This window comes from Xanthomonas sp. NCPPB 4467 (assembly GCF_041475665.2).
Classification (GTDB): domain Bacteria; phylum Pseudomonadota; class Gammaproteobacteria; order Xanthomonadales; family Xanthomonadaceae; genus Xanthomonas; species Xanthomonas dyei.
In genome coordinates, this window is the sequence record NZ_CM191260.1 from 3,003,793 (window position 1) to 3,018,832 (window position 15,040).

The 15,040-nt window shown below is 64.7% G+C and carries 22 protein-coding genes; 2 read left to right on the forward strand and 20 right to left on the reverse strand.

What is annotated here, in order from left to right; all coding sequences use genetic code 11:
• Positions 1–14: 14 nt before the first annotated feature.
• The 19 genes from ACCQ06_RS13240 to ACCQ06_RS13330 form a co-directional block, all read right to left on the reverse strand.
• The gene (locus ACCQ06_RS13240) at positions 15–1,076 is read right to left on the reverse strand and encodes a phage major capsid protein (protein WP_316686249.1); all 1,062 of its coding nucleotides are present in this window, start codon (positions 1,074–1,076) and stop codon (positions 15–17) included.
• Positions 1,077–1,305: 229 nt separating this feature from the next.
• Positions 1,306–1,674 carry a Gp49 family protein gene (locus tag ACCQ06_RS13245; RefSeq protein ID WP_316686251.1) on the reverse strand — a complete coding sequence of 123 codons (369 nt, stop codon included), beginning with the start codon at positions 1,672–1,674 and terminating at the stop codon, positions 1,306–1,308.
• 147 nt (positions 1,675–1,821) lie between these two features.
• Positions 1,822–2,907 carry a hypothetical protein gene (locus ACCQ06_RS13250; protein ID WP_316686254.1) on the reverse strand — a complete coding sequence of 362 codons (1,086 nt, stop codon included), beginning with the start codon at positions 2,905–2,907 and terminating at the stop codon, positions 1,822–1,824.
• 12 nt (positions 2,908–2,919) lie between these two features.
• Positions 2,920–4,974, reverse strand: coding sequence for a hypothetical protein (locus ACCQ06_RS13255; RefSeq protein ID WP_316686256.1), 2,055 nt, complete (start codon positions 4,972–4,974; stop codon positions 2,920–2,922).
• Positions 4,971–6,332: a terminase large subunit domain-containing protein gene (locus ACCQ06_RS13260; protein ID WP_316686258.1), complete on the reverse strand. Its 1,362-nt coding sequence runs from the start codon at positions 6,330–6,332 to the stop codon at positions 4,971–4,973. Before ACCQ06_RS13260 ends, ACCQ06_RS13255 begins: the two co-directional genes overlap by 4 nt.
• On the reverse strand, positions 6,319–6,753 hold the full coding sequence (locus tag ACCQ06_RS13265) for a terminase small subunit (protein ID WP_316686260.1): 435 nt from the start codon (positions 6,751–6,753) through the stop codon (positions 6,319–6,321). Before ACCQ06_RS13265 ends, ACCQ06_RS13260 begins: the two co-directional genes overlap by 14 nt.
• Positions 6,746–7,267: a hypothetical protein gene (locus ACCQ06_RS13270; protein WP_316686262.1), complete on the reverse strand. Its 522-nt coding sequence runs from the start codon at positions 7,265–7,267 to the stop codon at positions 6,746–6,748. Before ACCQ06_RS13270 ends, ACCQ06_RS13265 begins: the two co-directional genes overlap by 8 nt.
• Before the next feature lie 379 nt (positions 7,268–7,646).
• Positions 7,647–8,072 (reverse strand): hypothetical protein, encoded by a 426-nt coding sequence (locus ACCQ06_RS13275; protein WP_316686264.1) that lies wholly within the window; start codon positions 8,070–8,072, stop codon positions 7,647–7,649.
• 11 nt (positions 8,073–8,083) lie between these two features.
• Positions 8,084–8,590 (reverse strand): RuvC family protein, encoded by a 507-nt coding sequence (locus tag ACCQ06_RS13280; RefSeq protein WP_316686266.1) that lies wholly within the window; start codon positions 8,588–8,590, stop codon positions 8,084–8,086.
• On the reverse strand, positions 8,587–8,832 hold the full coding sequence (locus ACCQ06_RS13285; RefSeq protein WP_316686268.1) for a hypothetical protein: 246 nt from the start codon (positions 8,830–8,832) through the stop codon (positions 8,587–8,589). Before ACCQ06_RS13285 ends, ACCQ06_RS13280 begins: the two co-directional genes overlap by 4 nt.
• On the reverse strand, positions 8,829–9,332 hold the full coding sequence (locus ACCQ06_RS13290) for a hypothetical protein (protein WP_316686269.1): 504 nt from the start codon (positions 9,330–9,332) through the stop codon (positions 8,829–8,831). Before ACCQ06_RS13290 ends, ACCQ06_RS13285 begins: the two co-directional genes overlap by 4 nt.
• Complete coding sequence (locus tag ACCQ06_RS13295; protein WP_316686271.1) at positions 9,329–9,724, reverse strand: hypothetical protein; 396 nt, start codon at positions 9,722–9,724, stop codon at positions 9,329–9,331. Before ACCQ06_RS13295 ends, ACCQ06_RS13290 begins: the two co-directional genes overlap by 4 nt.
• The gene (locus ACCQ06_RS13300; RefSeq protein ID WP_316686273.1) at positions 9,721–10,320 is read right to left on the reverse strand and encodes a hypothetical protein; all 600 of its coding nucleotides are present in this window, start codon (positions 10,318–10,320) and stop codon (positions 9,721–9,723) included. The genes ACCQ06_RS13295 and ACCQ06_RS13300 overlap by 4 nt, the downstream gene beginning before the upstream one ends.
• A complete protein-coding gene (locus tag ACCQ06_RS13305; protein WP_316686276.1) occupies positions 10,317–10,856 on the reverse strand; it encodes a hypothetical protein in 540 nt (179 codons plus the stop codon). The genes ACCQ06_RS13300 and ACCQ06_RS13305 overlap by 4 nt, the downstream gene beginning before the upstream one ends.
• Complete coding sequence (gene dnaB, locus ACCQ06_RS13310; protein WP_316686279.1) at positions 10,853–12,382, reverse strand: replicative DNA helicase; 1,530 nt, start codon at positions 12,380–12,382, stop codon at positions 10,853–10,855. The genes ACCQ06_RS13305 and dnaB overlap by 4 nt, the downstream gene beginning before the upstream one ends.
• The gene (locus ACCQ06_RS13315) at positions 12,379–13,140 is read right to left on the reverse strand and encodes a helix-turn-helix domain-containing protein (RefSeq protein WP_316686283.1); all 762 of its coding nucleotides are present in this window, start codon (positions 13,138–13,140) and stop codon (positions 12,379–12,381) included. The genes dnaB and ACCQ06_RS13315 overlap by 4 nt, the downstream gene beginning before the upstream one ends.
• On the reverse strand, positions 13,137–13,328 hold the full coding sequence (locus ACCQ06_RS13320) for a hypothetical protein (RefSeq protein WP_316686285.1): 192 nt from the start codon (positions 13,326–13,328) through the stop codon (positions 13,137–13,139). Before ACCQ06_RS13320 ends, ACCQ06_RS13315 begins: the two co-directional genes overlap by 4 nt.
• Positions 13,325–13,819, reverse strand: a complete 495-nt coding sequence (locus tag ACCQ06_RS13325) for an HNH endonuclease signature motif containing protein (RefSeq protein ID WP_316686287.1) — start codon at positions 13,817–13,819, stop codon at positions 13,325–13,327. Before ACCQ06_RS13325 ends, ACCQ06_RS13320 begins: the two co-directional genes overlap by 4 nt.
• Positions 13,816–14,058, reverse strand: coding sequence for a helix-turn-helix domain-containing protein (locus tag ACCQ06_RS13330; RefSeq protein ID WP_316686289.1), 243 nt, complete (start codon positions 14,056–14,058; stop codon positions 13,816–13,818). Before ACCQ06_RS13330 ends, ACCQ06_RS13325 begins: the two co-directional genes overlap by 4 nt.
• On the opposite strand from ACCQ06_RS13330, the gene ACCQ06_RS13335 reads away from it, so the two are divergent.
• Together ACCQ06_RS13335 and ACCQ06_RS13340 are read left to right on the forward strand one after the other, a co-directional pair.
• Complete coding sequence (locus ACCQ06_RS13335) at positions 14,057–14,377, forward strand: hypothetical protein (RefSeq protein WP_316686292.1); 321 nt, start codon at positions 14,057–14,059, stop codon at positions 14,375–14,377. The two genes, ACCQ06_RS13330 and ACCQ06_RS13335, sit on opposite strands and share 2 nt — an antisense overlap.
• A 70-nt stretch (positions 14,378–14,447) precedes the next feature.
• Complete coding sequence (locus ACCQ06_RS13340; protein ID WP_316686294.1) at positions 14,448–14,687, forward strand: hypothetical protein; 240 nt, start codon at positions 14,448–14,450, stop codon at positions 14,685–14,687.
• A 65-nt stretch (positions 14,688–14,752) separates the two neighbouring features.
• On the opposite strand, the gene ACCQ06_RS13345 is transcribed toward ACCQ06_RS13340, so the two are convergent.
• Positions 14,753–14,980 carry a hypothetical protein gene (locus ACCQ06_RS13345; RefSeq protein ID WP_316686296.1) on the reverse strand — a complete coding sequence of 76 codons (228 nt, stop codon included), beginning with the start codon at positions 14,978–14,980 and terminating at the stop codon, positions 14,753–14,755.
• Positions 14,981–15,040: the final 60 nt, after the last annotated feature.

Consider the following 15,040-nt stretch of genomic DNA (forward strand, 5'->3'; position numbering starts at 1 on the left):
CCGGCATTGATGGGTCAGGCGATCGAGAAGACCGCGTTGCTGTTGCGCTTCTTCGTGGTCAGGCCGTAATCGGCGGTCTGCCCGAAGTAGTGCGTGTAGCGGTCGTAGACGCGCGGCGGGGTGCGCTTGACCATCCAGCGGCCCTTCACCGGGCGCAGCTTGATGGTCTTGCTGTTGAGGAAGTAGCCGCGCTTGGTCCACGGATAGGTGATTGGACCCAGGCGTGCGTCGATGGCCTCGAAGCTCGGATCCCACACCACCGGCACGCCCTTGAACGCCAGCGCCTTGGTCGACGGATCCAGCGTGATGCCGCCGGTGCTGTTGGTACCCATGGTGATCTGACGGCTCATCACCTTCAGCGCATCCGCCTGGATGGCGTCGTACATCGCTGCGCCCACCGGGATGAAGTTGGGCGCACCCATTTTTCCGTAGGTCACGGTCTGACGCCACAGCGTTTCCAAGCGGGTGATCAGCACGCCGGCGGTGCCGGTCGGGATGGCCATGTCCGCGAAGTTGCGCCAGTACGGCGAGGTTGCCGCGTCGATACCGCCGAGCACACCGATGTTCGGCGTGGTGCTGACGAGCGCGTCCAGACCCGGTACCGCCTTCGGGTTGGTGGAGCCGTCCAGATGCACTTCGATGTCCCAGTTTTCCTGGAACCCGTCCTTCAGCGCCGACCAGTTTTCGTCAAGCAGATTGACGATCTGGATCTTCTCGGCATCGGTCATCACCGCATTGCGGTCATCGGTCAAGATGATGCCGTTGTTCGCCAGCTCGGTCTCGTTGAGCGTGAAGCCGTCGTGCGCTTCGTAGTGCTGGAACGGCGCCAGGCGAACGGTGTCCTTGCGGTTGTAGGTGACCTGGTCGTCGCCGGTGTAGTTCTGGTAGTTCGAATCGTTCGAGATTCGGACCTTTTCGTTGTAGATGCCGTTACCGAACACCGAGTCGGCGCGGTTGGAAATCAGCCAGCTGGCGAACGGGCGATCGGTCGAGAACTGATCGATCGGGTCGTCGGTGGAGTACGTCATCATCTGGCGGTTTGCGCCGGCCAGAAGCTGTGCGGTGGTCAAGGGCATGGTGAGCCTCGGAGGGAAAGAGAGGGGGCTGTGAGGCCTTGGTCTTTCCGCGTTCCGAGGGCGCGAGGCTCGTTTCAGCGCTACCGGTGGCGAATCCGGCTTACGTCACACGCGGGATCGGGCGAAGCCGATGGCGGTGAAATTGACAGCGCTGCAATGGCTGTCAATGGATGGGCAAAAAGAAACCCCGCCGGGGCGGGGCTTCATCGCGACCGGGCGCTCCCAGTCCTTACGGTTGATCGGCGGCCAACTTGTCGCGCAAGCGGAAGCCCAGCAGCGGCCAGATCTTCGCCTCGGCATTGCGGCGCGCGATCTTGCGACCCAGCTCGGCGTCGAAATTCTCCGGGCTGGCGCAGGCCGACTCGCCGGTGACGGTGAAGCCATTGCGCAGAACCAGCACGGCGAAGGTCAGGAGCCCAAGCGAGGGCGTAGGACCGTTGGTCGGCTGCGGTTCGCCATCTCGCTCAGCGGCATTGATGCCTTGCGCCGCTGTGAAGAAGTGTTCGCTGGAAATCTCCGCCTCAATGTCGGCCGGGGTCACTCGCGGTGCGGTCAGGCCCTTGGCCTGGATTTCCTGTTCGATGCTGTTGTCGGTCATGGCTGGCGGCTCCACTGATTGGAATGACGAAGGGGAAGCCAGAATCCCAGCCTCCCCTTCGCGGTCAATGGCCGCCCCACATCCCATACCGCACGATCAGGATGGCGTGGATCTGGCGCGCGAGCTTCGACGGGATCGGCTAGCTCATCACACTCCCCTCGAACGAGCTTCAGCAACGCCGAACTCGAAGGCGTTTTCCTTCGTCGGCTTGGCGGCAAGCGAAACACCTGCGTTGGCGCGCGTCGGGTTGTTGGCCGAGCGTGCCACCGGCGCGGCCGGTGCCGGCGCGGCCACTGCCGGCAGGCGCATGTAGGCGTTATGCACTGCTGCTGCCCACTGATCCGGCGGCAGCGTGCTCTGGATGATCTCGACCGTCGGCATCAGGTACGGCAGCTTCTGAGCGAATGCCGGATCGGTGGCCTTCAACTGGCTGCCCAGTGCCTGCACCTGGGCCAGGCCGGTCTGCTCCGCCTGCTGCGTCTGGTAGCTCTGCTGCTGGTTCGCACGCTGCTCCTGTTGCAGCACGCCGCGCTGCCGGTGCTGGGCCATCTCTGCGGCAACTTCCCGTGTCAGGTCGCCGGAGGCCACCTTCTCGGCGAGATCGGCATGCGCGCTGATCGGATCGAACCCCGGCGCCTCGCGACCGATGCGCTGGCCAAGCCACTGCAGCTCCTTGCTCATGGAGTCATAGGCCTGGGCCATCGCGTCCGGATCCTTGGAGTTGATCGCGGCCAGGTAGTTCAAGGCGTTGCCGAACTGCTGCGGCGTGGCGCCGGTACTGGTGATCGTCTGCTCCCACTCGTCGGCCTTGGCGGCCTTGGTGCGCAGCGGTTCGACTTCGGCAGCGCGCTCGGTCAGCTCGCGGAATCGCTTCTGCGTGCGCTCGTTCGTGATGCCGAGATCCTTGATCTCATCATCGACCGACTTGGGCTGTTCTTCGGGCTTCGGGGCTTCCTTGGCCGGCTCGGTGCTTAGCGGATCCTGGGGCTTCGGCTCTTCTGCCGGCGTATCAGCGGCAGGGGCTGGCGCGGGGTCTGCACCGGGCTCGTCGGCTTCCTGCGCGCGGGCTTCTTCCACACCCGCGCTGAAGGCGTCCAGCTTGTCGGCAGCCGGCGCGTCCTCCGGGTTCGGCAGTGCCGCCTCCTGCTGGTTCTCTGCGGTCGCCGCAGCCGCAGCCGCATCGGCTGATGCGGTATCGATCTGTTCCTGCGGGGTGATGTCGTTCTGGGTCATGTGGGTCTCCGTTTAGGCGGCGGGGGTGAGTGATTCGGCGGGCGGTGCAGGCATGGGCATGGCCGGCACGTTGGCAGCTTCTGGCGGCATCGGAATCGCAGCTGGATCCATCGGCATGCCAGGCGCGCCGAGCGCAGCCATCGGGTCAGGCTGCGGCGCCTGCGGGATGAAGCTGTAGGCATCGATACTGCTGTCGCCGGTGCGCTCGATCGTCTCGACCATGAGCTGTTCCAGGCTGTTGGCGATATCCAGCGAGCTGGCACCGCGCATCTGACCGATCTGCACGACGGCCTGCTGCAGCTGCGGCAGGATGGCGCCCCATTGCTGTCGGCGCAGGTTGGTCGCGGGACGGCCAGAGCTACCTGCGCGGATGTCGACGAACAGCAGCGCGGTGAGCATGTCCGGCTCGTCCATCTGCACCCACAAGGCCTCCGGGCCGGCGATCTGCTGCGCTTCCTCGGTGGTCAGCCCGGCCGGCGACATGGCTACCTCGGCGGTGTACTGCGCCAGCTCGCCGAACACCTCGTCCAGGCTGTCGCGGCTGTAGCCCAGGCGCGATTCGGTGCCCTGCTGCTGGATGTCCGCCTCGGTGGCGGTCTTGGCGGTCTGGATGCTTGAGGACAGCGCCTCTTGGATGCCCCAGATCAGCTCCAGCTCCGACCGGATCACCGCGGTGTCGTAGAGCGCAGGATCGATCTGGTTGTACTGGATCGGGAACAACACCTGCGTAGACGTCTGGCCGTTGAGGTTCAGCCCCACCATCTCGCCGATGGCGCCGGCTTCCATCTTCCTCGCTTCATCCGGCTCGACCGCGCCTGCATCAAAGCCCAGCTTCGGGATGGCGCGCCGGCGATGCTCGCGGTAGTTGGTGCGGATCCGGTTGTACTCGTCCAACAGTGCGCGCGAGCGCGAGATGAGCGACTGCGGGTGCCGGCGACCGTCGACCCACAGCGGCGCCCACAGAAAGAACGCGTAGAACCGTGTGGTCTTCTGGTCCGGCTGATACGCAGGGCGTAGGTAGCGCTTCAGGCCAGCAGCGAAGGTGATCACGGTGCCAGTGCGCTTGTCCCACAACTCCCAGATGCACAGGTGCGCATTCGATGATTCGGTGATGCCCGGCGCCGAGCCGCTGCGGAACGAGTCGGCATCGGTGTCGCTGACGCTATCGCTGGTCGGCGTGCGCGCGGCGGTGTTGTCACTGGCCTTGGCTTGGAAAAACTGCGTCGCCTTGCTCAGCACCGTGGTGCCGTCCTCGTCCACTACGTCCGGATAGGCGGCCTTGGCCTCGTCCATCGTCATGAACGAGCGATGCGCGATCCAGGGAGCGGACAGATAGTCTTTCAGGCACGGCACGGCAGGTGCGACCTGCATATCGTCACCGCGCACGAAGTCGATGCACAGGCCGTTGTAGATCACGACCTCCACCTGCTGCTCGAGCGAAGCCATCTGGCGCTCGTACTGGGCGCGCAGCTCGTCGGGATTCGGCGCGTCGCCGGCCATCAGCTGCCGCTCGCTCTCCTGCGCGGCCTGGATCTGTGTGCGTAGGTCGTCGATCTGCTGCGACATGATTGGGTCGCGGTCGGTCTGGCGGTGCCATGCCGCTTTGATCCAGCCCGGGCCGATGGTGAGGCCGGAGCGCACCATCTGGTCTGCCGCGCCCTTGAGCCTGCCCTTCTTCCACAGGCTGGTGATGACAATCTCCAACGTCCGGCCTGCTAGCTTGGCCTGTTGCACGCGGCTGGATCCCACGCTCTCGGCCGGCAGGACACTCGGCTCCGGATCGCGCGCGAACAGGAACGACGTTAGCAGGTTCACGTACGTGCCAGCGATCGGGACCGAGACGTCATAGACCTGGTGGTCAATGTCGTTGGCGCAGTACATGCGGTCGATGGCGTAGCCCTTGCGCGCTTCCTTGTCGAATTCGCGGGCCTCGTCGATACGCTTCTGCCAAGCGCCCACGTCGGCCTCTTCCTGCAAAAGTGCCTGCGCACGAGCTTCGGTCTCTGCTGCGGCAGCCGCGTCGGCGTCGAGCGCATCGACCAGCTGGTTATCGAATGGGTGGTTCACAGTGCGTCCCTCTTGCGTTGGTTCAGGTCGTCGGCAAGCTCGCGCCCACCCTCAAGCCATCGGCGAGTGAACGGCGTCACGACCCGACTGGTGCTGTTGGCGTTGCGGTCTCTGGCGCTGGCGGCAGCTGGAAACCGGTTGTGGATGAAGTAGCCCAGCGCATCGGGCTGGTGGTCGAAGCCGGTGGTCTTGTCCGGCATGCCGTTGTCGTCGTAGGCCTGCTTCTCCAGCGCCTCGGCGAGCTTCGGGCAGCCCTGCGGGTTGACCAGCAGCCGGCGCTTGCCGCGCGCATTGCGCAGCATCGAGTTCACGCTGACCACGCGGGAGCGGATCGTGGGATTGGCAGACGGCACGCGGATGGAGAAGTTGCGCTCGGCGCGCAGCAGGCCAAGGTCGGACAGGCTGGCATTGCTGCTGTGCGTGTTCTTGCCGCTCGCATCCGGGTAAACGGTGATGCGGCGCTTCGGGTAGTTCTCGTGCAGCGCCTCGATCATTGCCGGCGTGTCACGGATGCCAGTCAGCTCGGAGAGCGCCATGGGCTGGTCGTCGCGGATCACGCATACGATCGCCGTCATGTTCAGCACGTTGAAGTCCATGCCGACGTGGAGCTGCTCGTCATCATCGATCGTGGCAGCAGTGCCATTGAGCCGGCGATCGTAGGCCGCGTAGACCGAGCCGCTGGTCAGGTTGCAGAACTGTCCGTCGATGTAGGCCAGCACCAGCTGCTCGGGGTACGTCTCGAACAGCGACGAGATGTAGTCGTCAGGCAGGTTGATTTCGTTGTCGTACGTGCTGGCATGCACCAGGCCGTACAGCCCAGCCTTCTCCGGGTGCTGGCTCGGCACCTGGTGGAACTGCTCATAGACGAAGTTGAAGCCCTCCGGGGTGGTGGTCACGTCCACACCGTTCTGCAGCCCAGGCGCGTTGACGCGCAGACGGGCGATGATCTTCTGCCACGCCTGGTGCGCCTTGCGGCGGTTCATGGTGTCGATCTCGTCCACCAGGCCGCGGCCGATCTTGAAGCCGACGATGCTGCCCGGCTTCTCCATCGACCTGCAGATGATCGTGCTGCGGTAGACCTTGCCGCTGTACAGGTGCACTTCCTTGTTCGACTCCACCACCCGCGAGCGCAGCCCCCAGTCGAATGCCACCTCGTCGATCGTCGGGTAGAAGATGTCTCGGATCTGCGGATAGGTCGGCGCGAAGTAGCCGGTGGGGACACGCGGATGCTCCCAGGCGTGCTTGCACAGCGAGCCGCCGCCCACCCACGTCTTACCTGACCCGAAGCCACCGACGAAGGCACGGAACTTGTGCGGCAACGCCAGGAAGGCTGCCTGCGGGGTGTTAAGGGTCGGCACGGCCTACGCTCTGCTTGCGGCCACTCACCACGGTGACTGTTACCGAGTCTGGTGGCGGCGTGTCGTCTAGGGCTGCGTCTCGATCTAGGCCAGCTAGCTTTGCCTTGCCCATCGTCGCCTGGACCATGGCGGTGGCTTGCTCCTTCCGGCGGGCCACGCCCCGCGCTTCCTCCAACTCAGCCATAAGGCTAGCCATGGTCACGGCATGTGCCTGCTCAGCCTTGCCGCGAAGCTCAGTGAGGCGTGCCGCGATCTTGCCGTTATCGAGCAACTCCTTGGCCTTGCGGTGGATGCTCTCCGTCTTCATGCCGCCAGCGTCGTAGGACAACCGGTAGGCCTGGGAAGCGTTGCCGGTCTCCAAGTAGCGCTGGCAGAACGCCTCCTGCTTCGGGGTAAGTGCAGCCGCACCGACGTTAGCCACGGCTAGCGCCCTTCTTGATGTTGTCCGCAGCCCACAACGGCCGGAGATTGCTCAGCGCCCAGCAGGAAGCGAACTGCTGCGGGTTCTGCTGGTCGAATGCGGCGCAGGGCTGGATGTGGTCCACGTGCCACGCGCCGTAGTTGTCCCAGCTCATGCCTGGCAGGAATTGATTTTCAAGATGCGCCACCAGCTCATCAGCCGAATAGCTGAGCCGGCTAAACAACGCTCCATCGGTCCTGCCCTTGAGCGCTGCCCACAACCGAGCCCGGACAGCGTTGGCGATCCTGTTGGAGGGCGAACTGGCCAAGTACTTGCGCCGCGCCGCGTTGATCCGTTGGCGCCGCGCGGCATCACGTTCTGCATACGCCTGGATTTCCGCTTGGGTGGGGTGGCACTCATCTGTCAGCGCCGCAACAGGCACCGCAAGAACCTCTGCCACTTCGCAGGGGTCAAGCCCGAAGATGAAAAGCCTCTTCGCCAGCGCGGCTGACTCGCAGTTCAGAGTCACGGCCATCACCAGCCACCGTTCGTAAGCAGCTGCTGCGGCCCGGTGTACTGCAATTTACCGCCCCGTTTCGGCATGGCTGCGCATTGACACCGGGCCATATTTGCCGCGACCACATATGCCAGGTCCAAGGTAGAAACAACCACCACGCGGTAGTCGGTCACGCACTCCCATTGGTCGCCCCACGGTCGATGCCGATGTCGTATGCGCGGCTTGATAAAGCGCCCGTTCCCGAGGTGGTGAGTGTCGTCCGCCTGGCGGCAACCAGACTGACCGCCGCAACGCGGCTCACCTCGTGCGGGCTGCTGGCTGTTGTCGACACCTGCCAGCTGGTCGCCCCGGTACTGCGCGCCCCGGGTGGCGCTGTCGTGCTGTCGTGCGGAGGGCATCACCCCTCCCCTGCACGGATGTGCTCGTAGATGTCGGCGGCGCTCACGAACCGCAGATCGACGAAGTGCTGCAACAGGTCACCGAACAGTTGGCTTGGCGTGGGAAACGTCGCCCGGCGTCCGTCGGCGGTGTCACCGGCATAGACGCCCATCAGCCAGGCCGGGTGCTTCTTGACCATCCGCTCTCCGGTGGCAGATCCCTGGCGGACCACGAAGACCCGACCATCGTCCGCGCCGAACACGTAGCTACCGCTGCACTGGGCATTCCGGATATCCCGGATACGGGCAACGGCGGCGGTGGCGATCGGCATCATGTCTTCGTGTGGGTTGGCGGTGCCCAGGGGGACGGCCTCTCGGTTGAACTGGCGGTGGGGTGCTGTCTGCCGTTCGATGCTGATCGTCTGTTGCGCGGGATCAATGGTCATGGCGTGCTCCATCAGGCGGCGATGTCCACATGCCCCTGCGTGCTGTCGTGCCAAAGGGCCAGCAGCAGCGCATCAGCGCGGCCGTTGTCCTTCTTCCGCTGCAGCAGGGATGCGGCGCTTGGGAAACGGACCAGCGCGAGCTGGCGGGCGGCGTCCTTGTCCTTGCCGATGAGGCCAAAGCGGCGCTTCCACACCGCAGGGATGGCACGGCTATACGGGATGCCCAGCACCTGCAGCACCGCGCGGGCCTGGCCGTAGCTTTCACCGAAACGGAATGCAGAGGTGCCGCCGTCCTGCGGCCGCGCGCCGACCTTCTCAATGCAGGCCGAGATGTAGGCGCCGGAATGCTCACTGCGGATCTGCCGCATCCAGGCGGCCAGAGCGCCGGCGTCGACCTCGCGCCAGTCGCCGACCTGCACTGTGGGCATGTCCAGCACTGGCCCGGCTTCGCCATCGATGAGCGTGGCCACCGCGCCAGACAGACCCGGGTCAATGCCGAATGTGAGGCGCAGGCTCATCGGCGCACCCCTTCGACGGCCAACACCGGGCCAACCTTGACGAACATGCCAAGCAGCACAGCGCGGTTGCCGCGCAGCTGAGAAAGCATCCGCCTACGACTTTTCGCGCTCTGGCTGACCATCACAGAGATGGCAATGGCCTGGCCGTCGGTGATGATGAGGTTCCGAGGCTCGATGCCGCGCAGCTTCGCGCGGTTGAGGCAGAACTGGACGCGGTCAAGGACTTGGGCGCCGGTGATCATGCCTGCGGCTCCAGTTTGGCCGAGTAATTCAGCAACCACGAATTCCGCCCATCGTGTTCTTCAGGCAACTGGCGGATCAGATCCTCTGCCCACTTCACCCTCGTGTACTGGCTTGAAATCTCGCATGCAGTGAGGGTGCCGCCGAGCGCGCGCAGCTCTCCCTGCAAGGCCTCGATCCGCACCCGCAGGACGTCCGCGCGGTGCATGCCAAGCTCTTTATACGTCGCTGACTTCTGCACCCATTCGGTCTTGTCCATCCACTCTTCGTAGGCCGCTTTGTACTGGTCCTGAGTCCCATGCGACAAAGCGGCCAGGAGGGCATGCGCTGCCGCCACCGCGTCCCGCGCCATCAAATCCAACTTTTCCCGGCGAGGCGGATCGTATGTGCTGTTGGCTAAAATTCCGGCCATCTGCTCCGATGCGATCCGCTCGCACTTCGTCATTTTCCCTACCGACTGCTCGCCGAGCGGGATCGTTTTTGCTGATTGCTGGATGGTCATGCTGCCCTCGGGATGTTGAGTAGTTGGTCCTGGTATTCCTGCCAGGCTTCAGTGCCGCGGCCGCCCAGGACGTCGAACGTCCAGGCGCGGAACTCGCGGGCGTGGTGTTTGAAACTTGGTCCGAAGACCTCGCGCATGCGGTCGCGGGTCATGCCGGGCATCTGGTCGCCGTCGTGATGCCAAGCGCCTAGCGCGACGACGGCGTGCTGGCCGATCTGCTTCTGGCCGTGCAGGTCGCCGAGGTTGCGGTGGTGGATCTGCGTGTGGCCGCACTGGATGGCCCGCTGCAGGCCGGCGGCGATGCGCCAGCGGCAGACGACGCAGCCGAGCGCACGCGCGGCGTCCTGGTAGGCCTGCTCGGCGCGCGTCGCCGGCTTGATGGCGCGCTTCATGCCGCCACCTGCATGCGGATCGAGGTGCAACGGCGCGCAAGCTCGACCAGCCATTCAGCCAGCGGAGGCGGCGTGTGTTCGCGCTCAGCCTTGCGGAGCTGCGGTCGGTACATCGGGTGACCGACTCGAATGCTCGAGGATGTCGATACCACGTGCGTTGAGAGGCCAAGCCGCAACGGGAAATCCGGGATGTCCGCCGGCTCGCAGCCGACCACGTACAGCTTGGTCGCCTTGTCGGCACGGTGACCCCACCACGATTGCCAGATGGCCAGCGTCCAGCCGCCCCAGCGGTCGCGCTCCATGCCGCGTGGCGACGGGAGGGCCATCGTCGGCCACAGCTGTGAGCCAGCCGGATGTTCGAGCACGCCGCCGCACGCGCGCACCTGGTCCACTGCCCAGATCGCCAGCTCCTTCTCGCCAGGCGCGGGCTTGGCGAAGTGCTTCAATGAGCCCCATGCGCGGCAAGGCGGGTGCGCCACCACCGGCATGCCACCCTGGAACGTGCGCGCGTCGCGCTCAATGTCGTAGACATCGCACCCCGGCAGCGTCTTGTAGATGCTGTCGGCGCGGGCAAACAGGATGGCGACCGGTATCATGCCGCCCTCCTTTGCTCACCGGCCATCAGCAGGTACTCCGAACGCAGCGTGTCGGTCAGCCCTGGCAGGTACCGCTTGTCGATGTGGTCGCAGATGCCCCGGAAGAACTCGCCGAACTCGCCCTCATCCATCTCGTCGAATGCGATCGAGCGCGGCTGCGCCACGGCCGCCTTACCCAGCGGCCCCAGGTCGATCTCGAACGGCTCGCAGAACACGCCCGACTCGGTCTGCACGCGCTTGATCGCGTCGTGTGCAGTCAGAGTCTCGAAGCCCTCGATGCCGTCCACAAGCAGATGGCCGAGCGCATGCACCATGCGATGGAACGCCGGGTTGCGCGGCTGTTTCAGCTCCGCGCGGATCTCGCGGCCAACGTTGAATCGGCGCTCGCGCAACAGGCGGCTGTCGATCTGATTCGCCGGCACAAGCGCGCCGATCAGCTCACCGGTGTCGGGGTCGATGAGCTTGCGCACCACCAGGTAGATCGGGCGCGCGGCGCGTTTCGCCCGCACCTTCTTCGCGGCTTTGGTCATAGTCATGCGTCGACGTCCTGCCGCGGCGGGCGCGGCTTGAGGTTGCGGAAGCCGCGTGAGCGCGGGACCGGCTTGCCGTCATCGCTTTCGATCGACGCCGGCTGCCAGTACTCGGGCAGGTTCTGGAACTTGAAGCGCTCGGGCATGTAGAGCACGCGCACCTCGCCCGGCGGGCCACTGCGCTGCAGCGGCACCAGCAGCTCGGCGGTCCCCTTCCAACGGCTGTCCTTGTGATAGACCTCGTCGCGGTAGATGAAGATCACCGCATCGGCGTCCTGCTCGATCGATCCGGAGTCGCGCAGATCCGCTGGCTGCGGGCGCTTGTCCGGGCGGTCTTCCAGCTTGCGATTGAGCTGCGACAGCAGCAGCACCGGCACGCCAAGCTCACCGGCCAGCAGCTTCAAGCCACGGCTGATATCGCCCACGCCATTTGCGCGGTTGTCGCCCTGGATCTCCATCAGCTGCAGGTAGTCGATGACGATCAGGCCCAGCGGCTTGCGGGCGTGCTGCCGGCGCGCCTGCGAGCTGACGTGCTCCACGCGAGCGCGGCGCGGCCTGCTGACGAAGATGTCTGCCGCGCGCAGCTTGCGCATCGCGCTGGTGACGTTCGTCCAGTCCACGTCGTCCAGCTCACCGGAGCGGATCCGGTTGCCATCGATGCCGCCGACCGATGCCAGCATGCGATCGCCCAGTTCTTCGGCTTGCATCTCGAAGCTGAAGACCGCAACCGCTTTGCGCAGGTGCAGTGCGACGTGCTCGGCGATGTTCTGCGCCAGGGTGGTTTTGCCCATCTTTGGGCGCGCCGCCAGGACGTACAGGCCGCCCGGCTTGAGGCCGCCGAGCAGGTCGTCCAGGTCGTCGATGCTGGTGGTGATCCCATGGATGCCACCGCCGTCGCGGGAGCGCTCGCCCAGCCGCTCGAACACGCGGTCCATCACTGGCGCGACGGATTCAAGTTCGCAGGGCTGGCTGTCCATCAGCGACCCGATGCGCGACTGCGCGGCGCCAATCAGCTCGACGCTGCTCTGCCCGTCAGGGTTGTAGCCGTCATTGGCGATGTCGGTACCGACCTGGATCAAGCGGCGCAGCCGCGCCTTGTCCGCCACAATCTCCGCATAGGCGCGGATGTTTGCCGCCGATGGCGTGGTGCTGGCGAGCTCGATCAGATACGCGCCCTCGCCCACCTGGTCGAGCAGCCCCTGAGCCTCGAACCAATCACCCAGCGTCACTACGTCGAAGGGGCGCCGCGGCTGAGCGTTGGCCATCTCGCGGATGGCGCGGAACATCAGCATGTGGTCGCGGCGGTAGAAATCCCCTTCCTCGACCAGGTCGGCAATCTCATCCCATGCGCGGTTGACCAGCATCAGCCCGCCGAGCACCGCCTGTTCGGCGTCCACGCTATGTGGCGGCACGCGGAGAGCATCCGATGGCCGGCCGTGCCACATAGACGCGCTCTCGGTGCGTTCGGCGTCCATCTGATCAAGAAACTGCGCCTCGTCGGCGTGGTGGTCGTAGTCGTGGATCGTGCTCATGCCGCCACCTGCCCTGCTTGCGTTTCGGCGTCGCGGACACGGCGGTACTGCTCGCCGGGCGTGGTCAGCGTGTAGCCGGTTACCGGGTGCAGGAACCAGATTTTCTGCCAGTTGCCGCGCACCGCGTTGCGGAAGACCGCGCGCCAGTCGGCATACCGCTTGCCATCCCCGCTGTAGCGATCGGCGAAGGACAGCCAGGCTAGCTCGATGAACTCATCCGGGATGCCGGCTTTGTTGGCCCACTCGAACACCGGATCGTCAGCACGGATCGCATCCCCGTCACCGAGCGACGCATTCCAGCTGTCGAAGGTCTGCATGCGGTTCTTCGACGAGGCACTGGCGGATGCTTCGCTGTTGTTGCTCTTAGGTTCTTTACGGTTAGACCGCAGCTGCTGCGGGGGTGACTGCGGCATTTGCGGTGGTTTGTGCAGATTTTGCGGTGGTTCGACTGCGGCATTTGCGGTGGTGCAGCTGCTGCGGTGGTGCAGCTGCTGCGGTGGTTCGTAGGCATCTGGGGTGATGACGTAGCGCGTATGGCGACCATTCGAACGGTCGGCGGCGACCAGGCCGACTGACTCCAACCAGCGGATGGCGCTGTGCACCGTTCGCTCGCTGAGGCATGTGCGCTCGCAGATGGTTGGAATCGAGGGCCAGCAGTAACCCTGGTCGTTCGCGTTATCAGCAAGCGAGATGAGCACCGCCTTGGGCGACGGCGGCATGGTCATCGGCCAGCACTTGGACATGATCAGCGTGCTCATACCAGACGCCCTGCCCGCTCCATGCGCTTCACCTGCCTGTCGCTGCGGCTCTCGCATTCGCGCTTCAGATCCAGCCAGTAGGCGCGTGCAACGGCCTTCTGGCCGTCAGCCTGTGCATGCCTCAAGCGCTCGGCGAGCCGGCGGATACGGCGCTCGCGGCGCCAGTCTTCGATCAGTTGCAGGATCATGCTGCTGCCCTCATACGGAGTTCGGCGTTCTCGGCGGTCAATTCAGCGATAACCTTCAGCAGTTGCTGCAGATCGCCAGAGGAGGCGCGATAGGCACGCACCGCCGTCGATGCTTGTTCTGCAGTTGGGAATGAGCCCAAATAGATGCCGTTTACGCGTGCAGTGAATGATTTTCGGAAGCGGTGCACGTTCTTCAGTCCAGTGTTGGACTGGGCGGCAGAGTGCTGGTTCTGGATATTTTCCCGATTGGAAACCGCACGAAGGTTAGATCGGCGGTTATCCAGCGTGTTTCCGTTGATGTGGTCGATCACACGACCTGGAGTACCGCAGAGAATGCGGTGCATATACGTCCGCATCCCATCGATCTGGGTAACGGCGTATTCGTAGCCGGTGCGACGGCTATAGACGAGCCACCTGTACTGCGACAAGCGCTCGAAATCTTCGTCGTCTACCAAGATCTGTTGCCCTTGAGCGGCGGGGATGGTCTTCATGCTGCAGCTCCCAGCGCGATGGCCGCGATCTCGTTGATTCGGTCGTTCTCGCACCGTTGGCCGGATGCCTCGCGCATCGCGCGGTGCATCGCGATGTACTGCTGCAGCAAAAGCGTCCCCGTGGCATTGCAGAACGCACGAACCCGGCCACCAGGGACGCCCTCACGCAGCCACTTCGATAGCGCCTGCTTACTCACCCCGATCCTGGCCGCGATCTCGCGCTGGGTCAGTTTCGACATGCGCACTGACACCAGCACGGCATCGCGCTCGCTGCCACACAGCCGCAGCACATCGAAGGGTGCGTTCCGGGGCGATGGCACCGCCTCTATCCGCATGGGCAGAAGCCCGGTCAACTGCTGTCCACTCGTGTTCACTACCGTCAACCTCAAAGAAAGAGCGAAAAAATGGGCCTACCCCACGGAGAAGGCCCGGATGTTTGAATCAGTGAGATGGACCCCGCAGAACGTCACGACGCTCATGCGGGTCGGCGGCAACGTGTTCGCGGTGCGCTGGATGGGGACGCAGCTGGTCATTCGCGTGCTGCGGAAGGGCCTGTAGATGGCCGGGAGAGGTGCCCGCCTGCCGGTAAGCTGGGAGATGCGACCCAACCCAACTACCGGAGACGGACATGGAAGATTCAGAAGCTGCGCACCGCAAAGTGCGCGAGTTGATGCAGGTGTGTGCTCTACAAGCGCTCATGGCGTCCCACCCGGATCCGCACGCCCTCCGCGCGGCTTGGGCTGTGGAGATGGCCCACCTGTGGCCGGGTGCGATGAAGGCGTTCCAGGGCGCCAACCCAATGGCCGACTACCTGCGCCAGCAGCAGGAGACGTGGGAGTCCCTGATACCGGCACCCCCAGCCGCTTGAGCGTCTGCCGGACGTACTGCAGAGCGGCAGCGCGCAGGTGGACGTTCGGCATGTCGTCGTCCATCTCAGGCGGCCTGGTCGGTCGGCGCTGGGCCGAAAACGTCTTCGCGCAAGTCGTAGCGCGAAACTGCGCCATTGCTTTCCTCGTCCAGCCGCCGAGCAAGCGCGCCATCAAAGCGCTGCTTTTTGCTCATGGCTTTCCGCAGGTAGCCGATCGAAGTTCCAGCGCGGGCGGCGTAGTCCGCCTGGTCACTGGGCGTGAGGGTTGCCAGGTAATTGCGAAGAGTGTCCATGGGATAGAAATTACCATATGGTAAATATAAGTCAATACCGTTTGGTAAATTACCAGGCAG

Excerpts from the sequence above, each read along its gene's own strand:
- ACCQ06_RS13240 (WP_316686249.1), bottom strand. The coding sequence starts at position 1,076 with ATGCCCTTGACCACCGCACAGCTTCTGGCCGGCGCAAACCGCCAGATG.
- ACCQ06_RS13245 (WP_316686251.1), bottom strand. The coding sequence starts at position 1,674 with ATGACCGACAACAGCATCGAACAGGAAATCCAGGCCAAGGGCCTGACC.
- ACCQ06_RS13250 (WP_316686254.1), bottom strand. The coding sequence starts at position 2,907 with ATGACCCAGAACGACATCACCCCGCAGGAACAGATCGATACCGCATCA.
- ACCQ06_RS13270 (WP_316686262.1), bottom strand. The coding sequence starts at position 7,267 with ATGGCCGTGACTCTGAACTGCGAGTCAGCCGCGCTGGCGAAGAGGCTT.
- ACCQ06_RS13275 (WP_316686264.1), bottom strand. The coding sequence starts at position 8,072 with ATGACCATTGATCCCGCGCAACAGACGATCAGCATCGAACGGCAGACA.
- ACCQ06_RS13280 (WP_316686266.1), bottom strand. The coding sequence starts at position 8,590 with ATGAGCCTGCGCCTCACATTCGGCATTGACCCGGGTCTGTCTGGCGCG.
- ACCQ06_RS13285 (WP_316686268.1), bottom strand. The coding sequence starts at position 8,832 with ATGATCACCGGCGCCCAAGTCCTTGACCGCGTCCAGTTCTGCCTCAAC.
- ACCQ06_RS13290 (WP_316686269.1), bottom strand. The coding sequence starts at position 9,332 with ATGACCATCCAGCAATCAGCAAAAACGATCCCGCTCGGCGAGCAGTCG.
- ACCQ06_RS13295 (WP_316686271.1), bottom strand. The coding sequence starts at position 9,724 with ATGAAGCGCGCCATCAAGCCGGCGACGCGCGCCGAGCAGGCCTACCAG.
- ACCQ06_RS13300 (WP_316686273.1), bottom strand. The coding sequence starts at position 10,320 with ATGATACCGGTCGCCATCCTGTTTGCCCGCGCCGACAGCATCTACAAG.
- ACCQ06_RS13305 (WP_316686276.1), bottom strand. The coding sequence starts at position 10,856 with ATGACTATGACCAAAGCCGCGAAGAAGGTGCGGGCGAAACGCGCCGCG.
- dnaB (WP_316686279.1), bottom strand. The coding sequence starts at position 12,382 with ATGAGCACGATCCACGACTACGACCACCACGCCGACGAGGCGCAGTTT.
- ACCQ06_RS13315 (WP_316686283.1), bottom strand. The coding sequence starts at position 13,140 with ATGAGCACGCTGATCATGTCCAAGTGCTGGCCGATGACCATGCCGCCG.
- ACCQ06_RS13320 (WP_316686285.1), bottom strand. The coding sequence starts at position 13,328 with ATGATCCTGCAACTGATCGAAGACTGGCGCCGCGAGCGCCGTATCCGC.
- ACCQ06_RS13325 (WP_316686287.1), bottom strand. The coding sequence starts at position 13,819 with ATGAAGACCATCCCCGCCGCTCAAGGGCAACAGATCTTGGTAGACGAC.
- ACCQ06_RS13335 (WP_316686292.1), top strand. The coding sequence starts at position 14,057 with ATGCGCACTGACACCAGCACGGCATCGCGCTCGCTGCCACACAGCCGC.
- ACCQ06_RS13330 (WP_316686289.1), bottom strand. The coding sequence starts at position 14,058 with ATGTCGAAACTGACCCAGCGCGAGATCGCGGCCAGGATCGGGGTGAGT.
- ACCQ06_RS13340 (WP_316686294.1), top strand. The coding sequence starts at position 14,448 with ATGGAAGATTCAGAAGCTGCGCACCGCAAAGTGCGCGAGTTGATGCAG.
- ACCQ06_RS13345 (WP_316686296.1), bottom strand. The coding sequence starts at position 14,980 with ATGGACACTCTTCGCAATTACCTGGCAACCCTCACGCCCAGTGACCAG.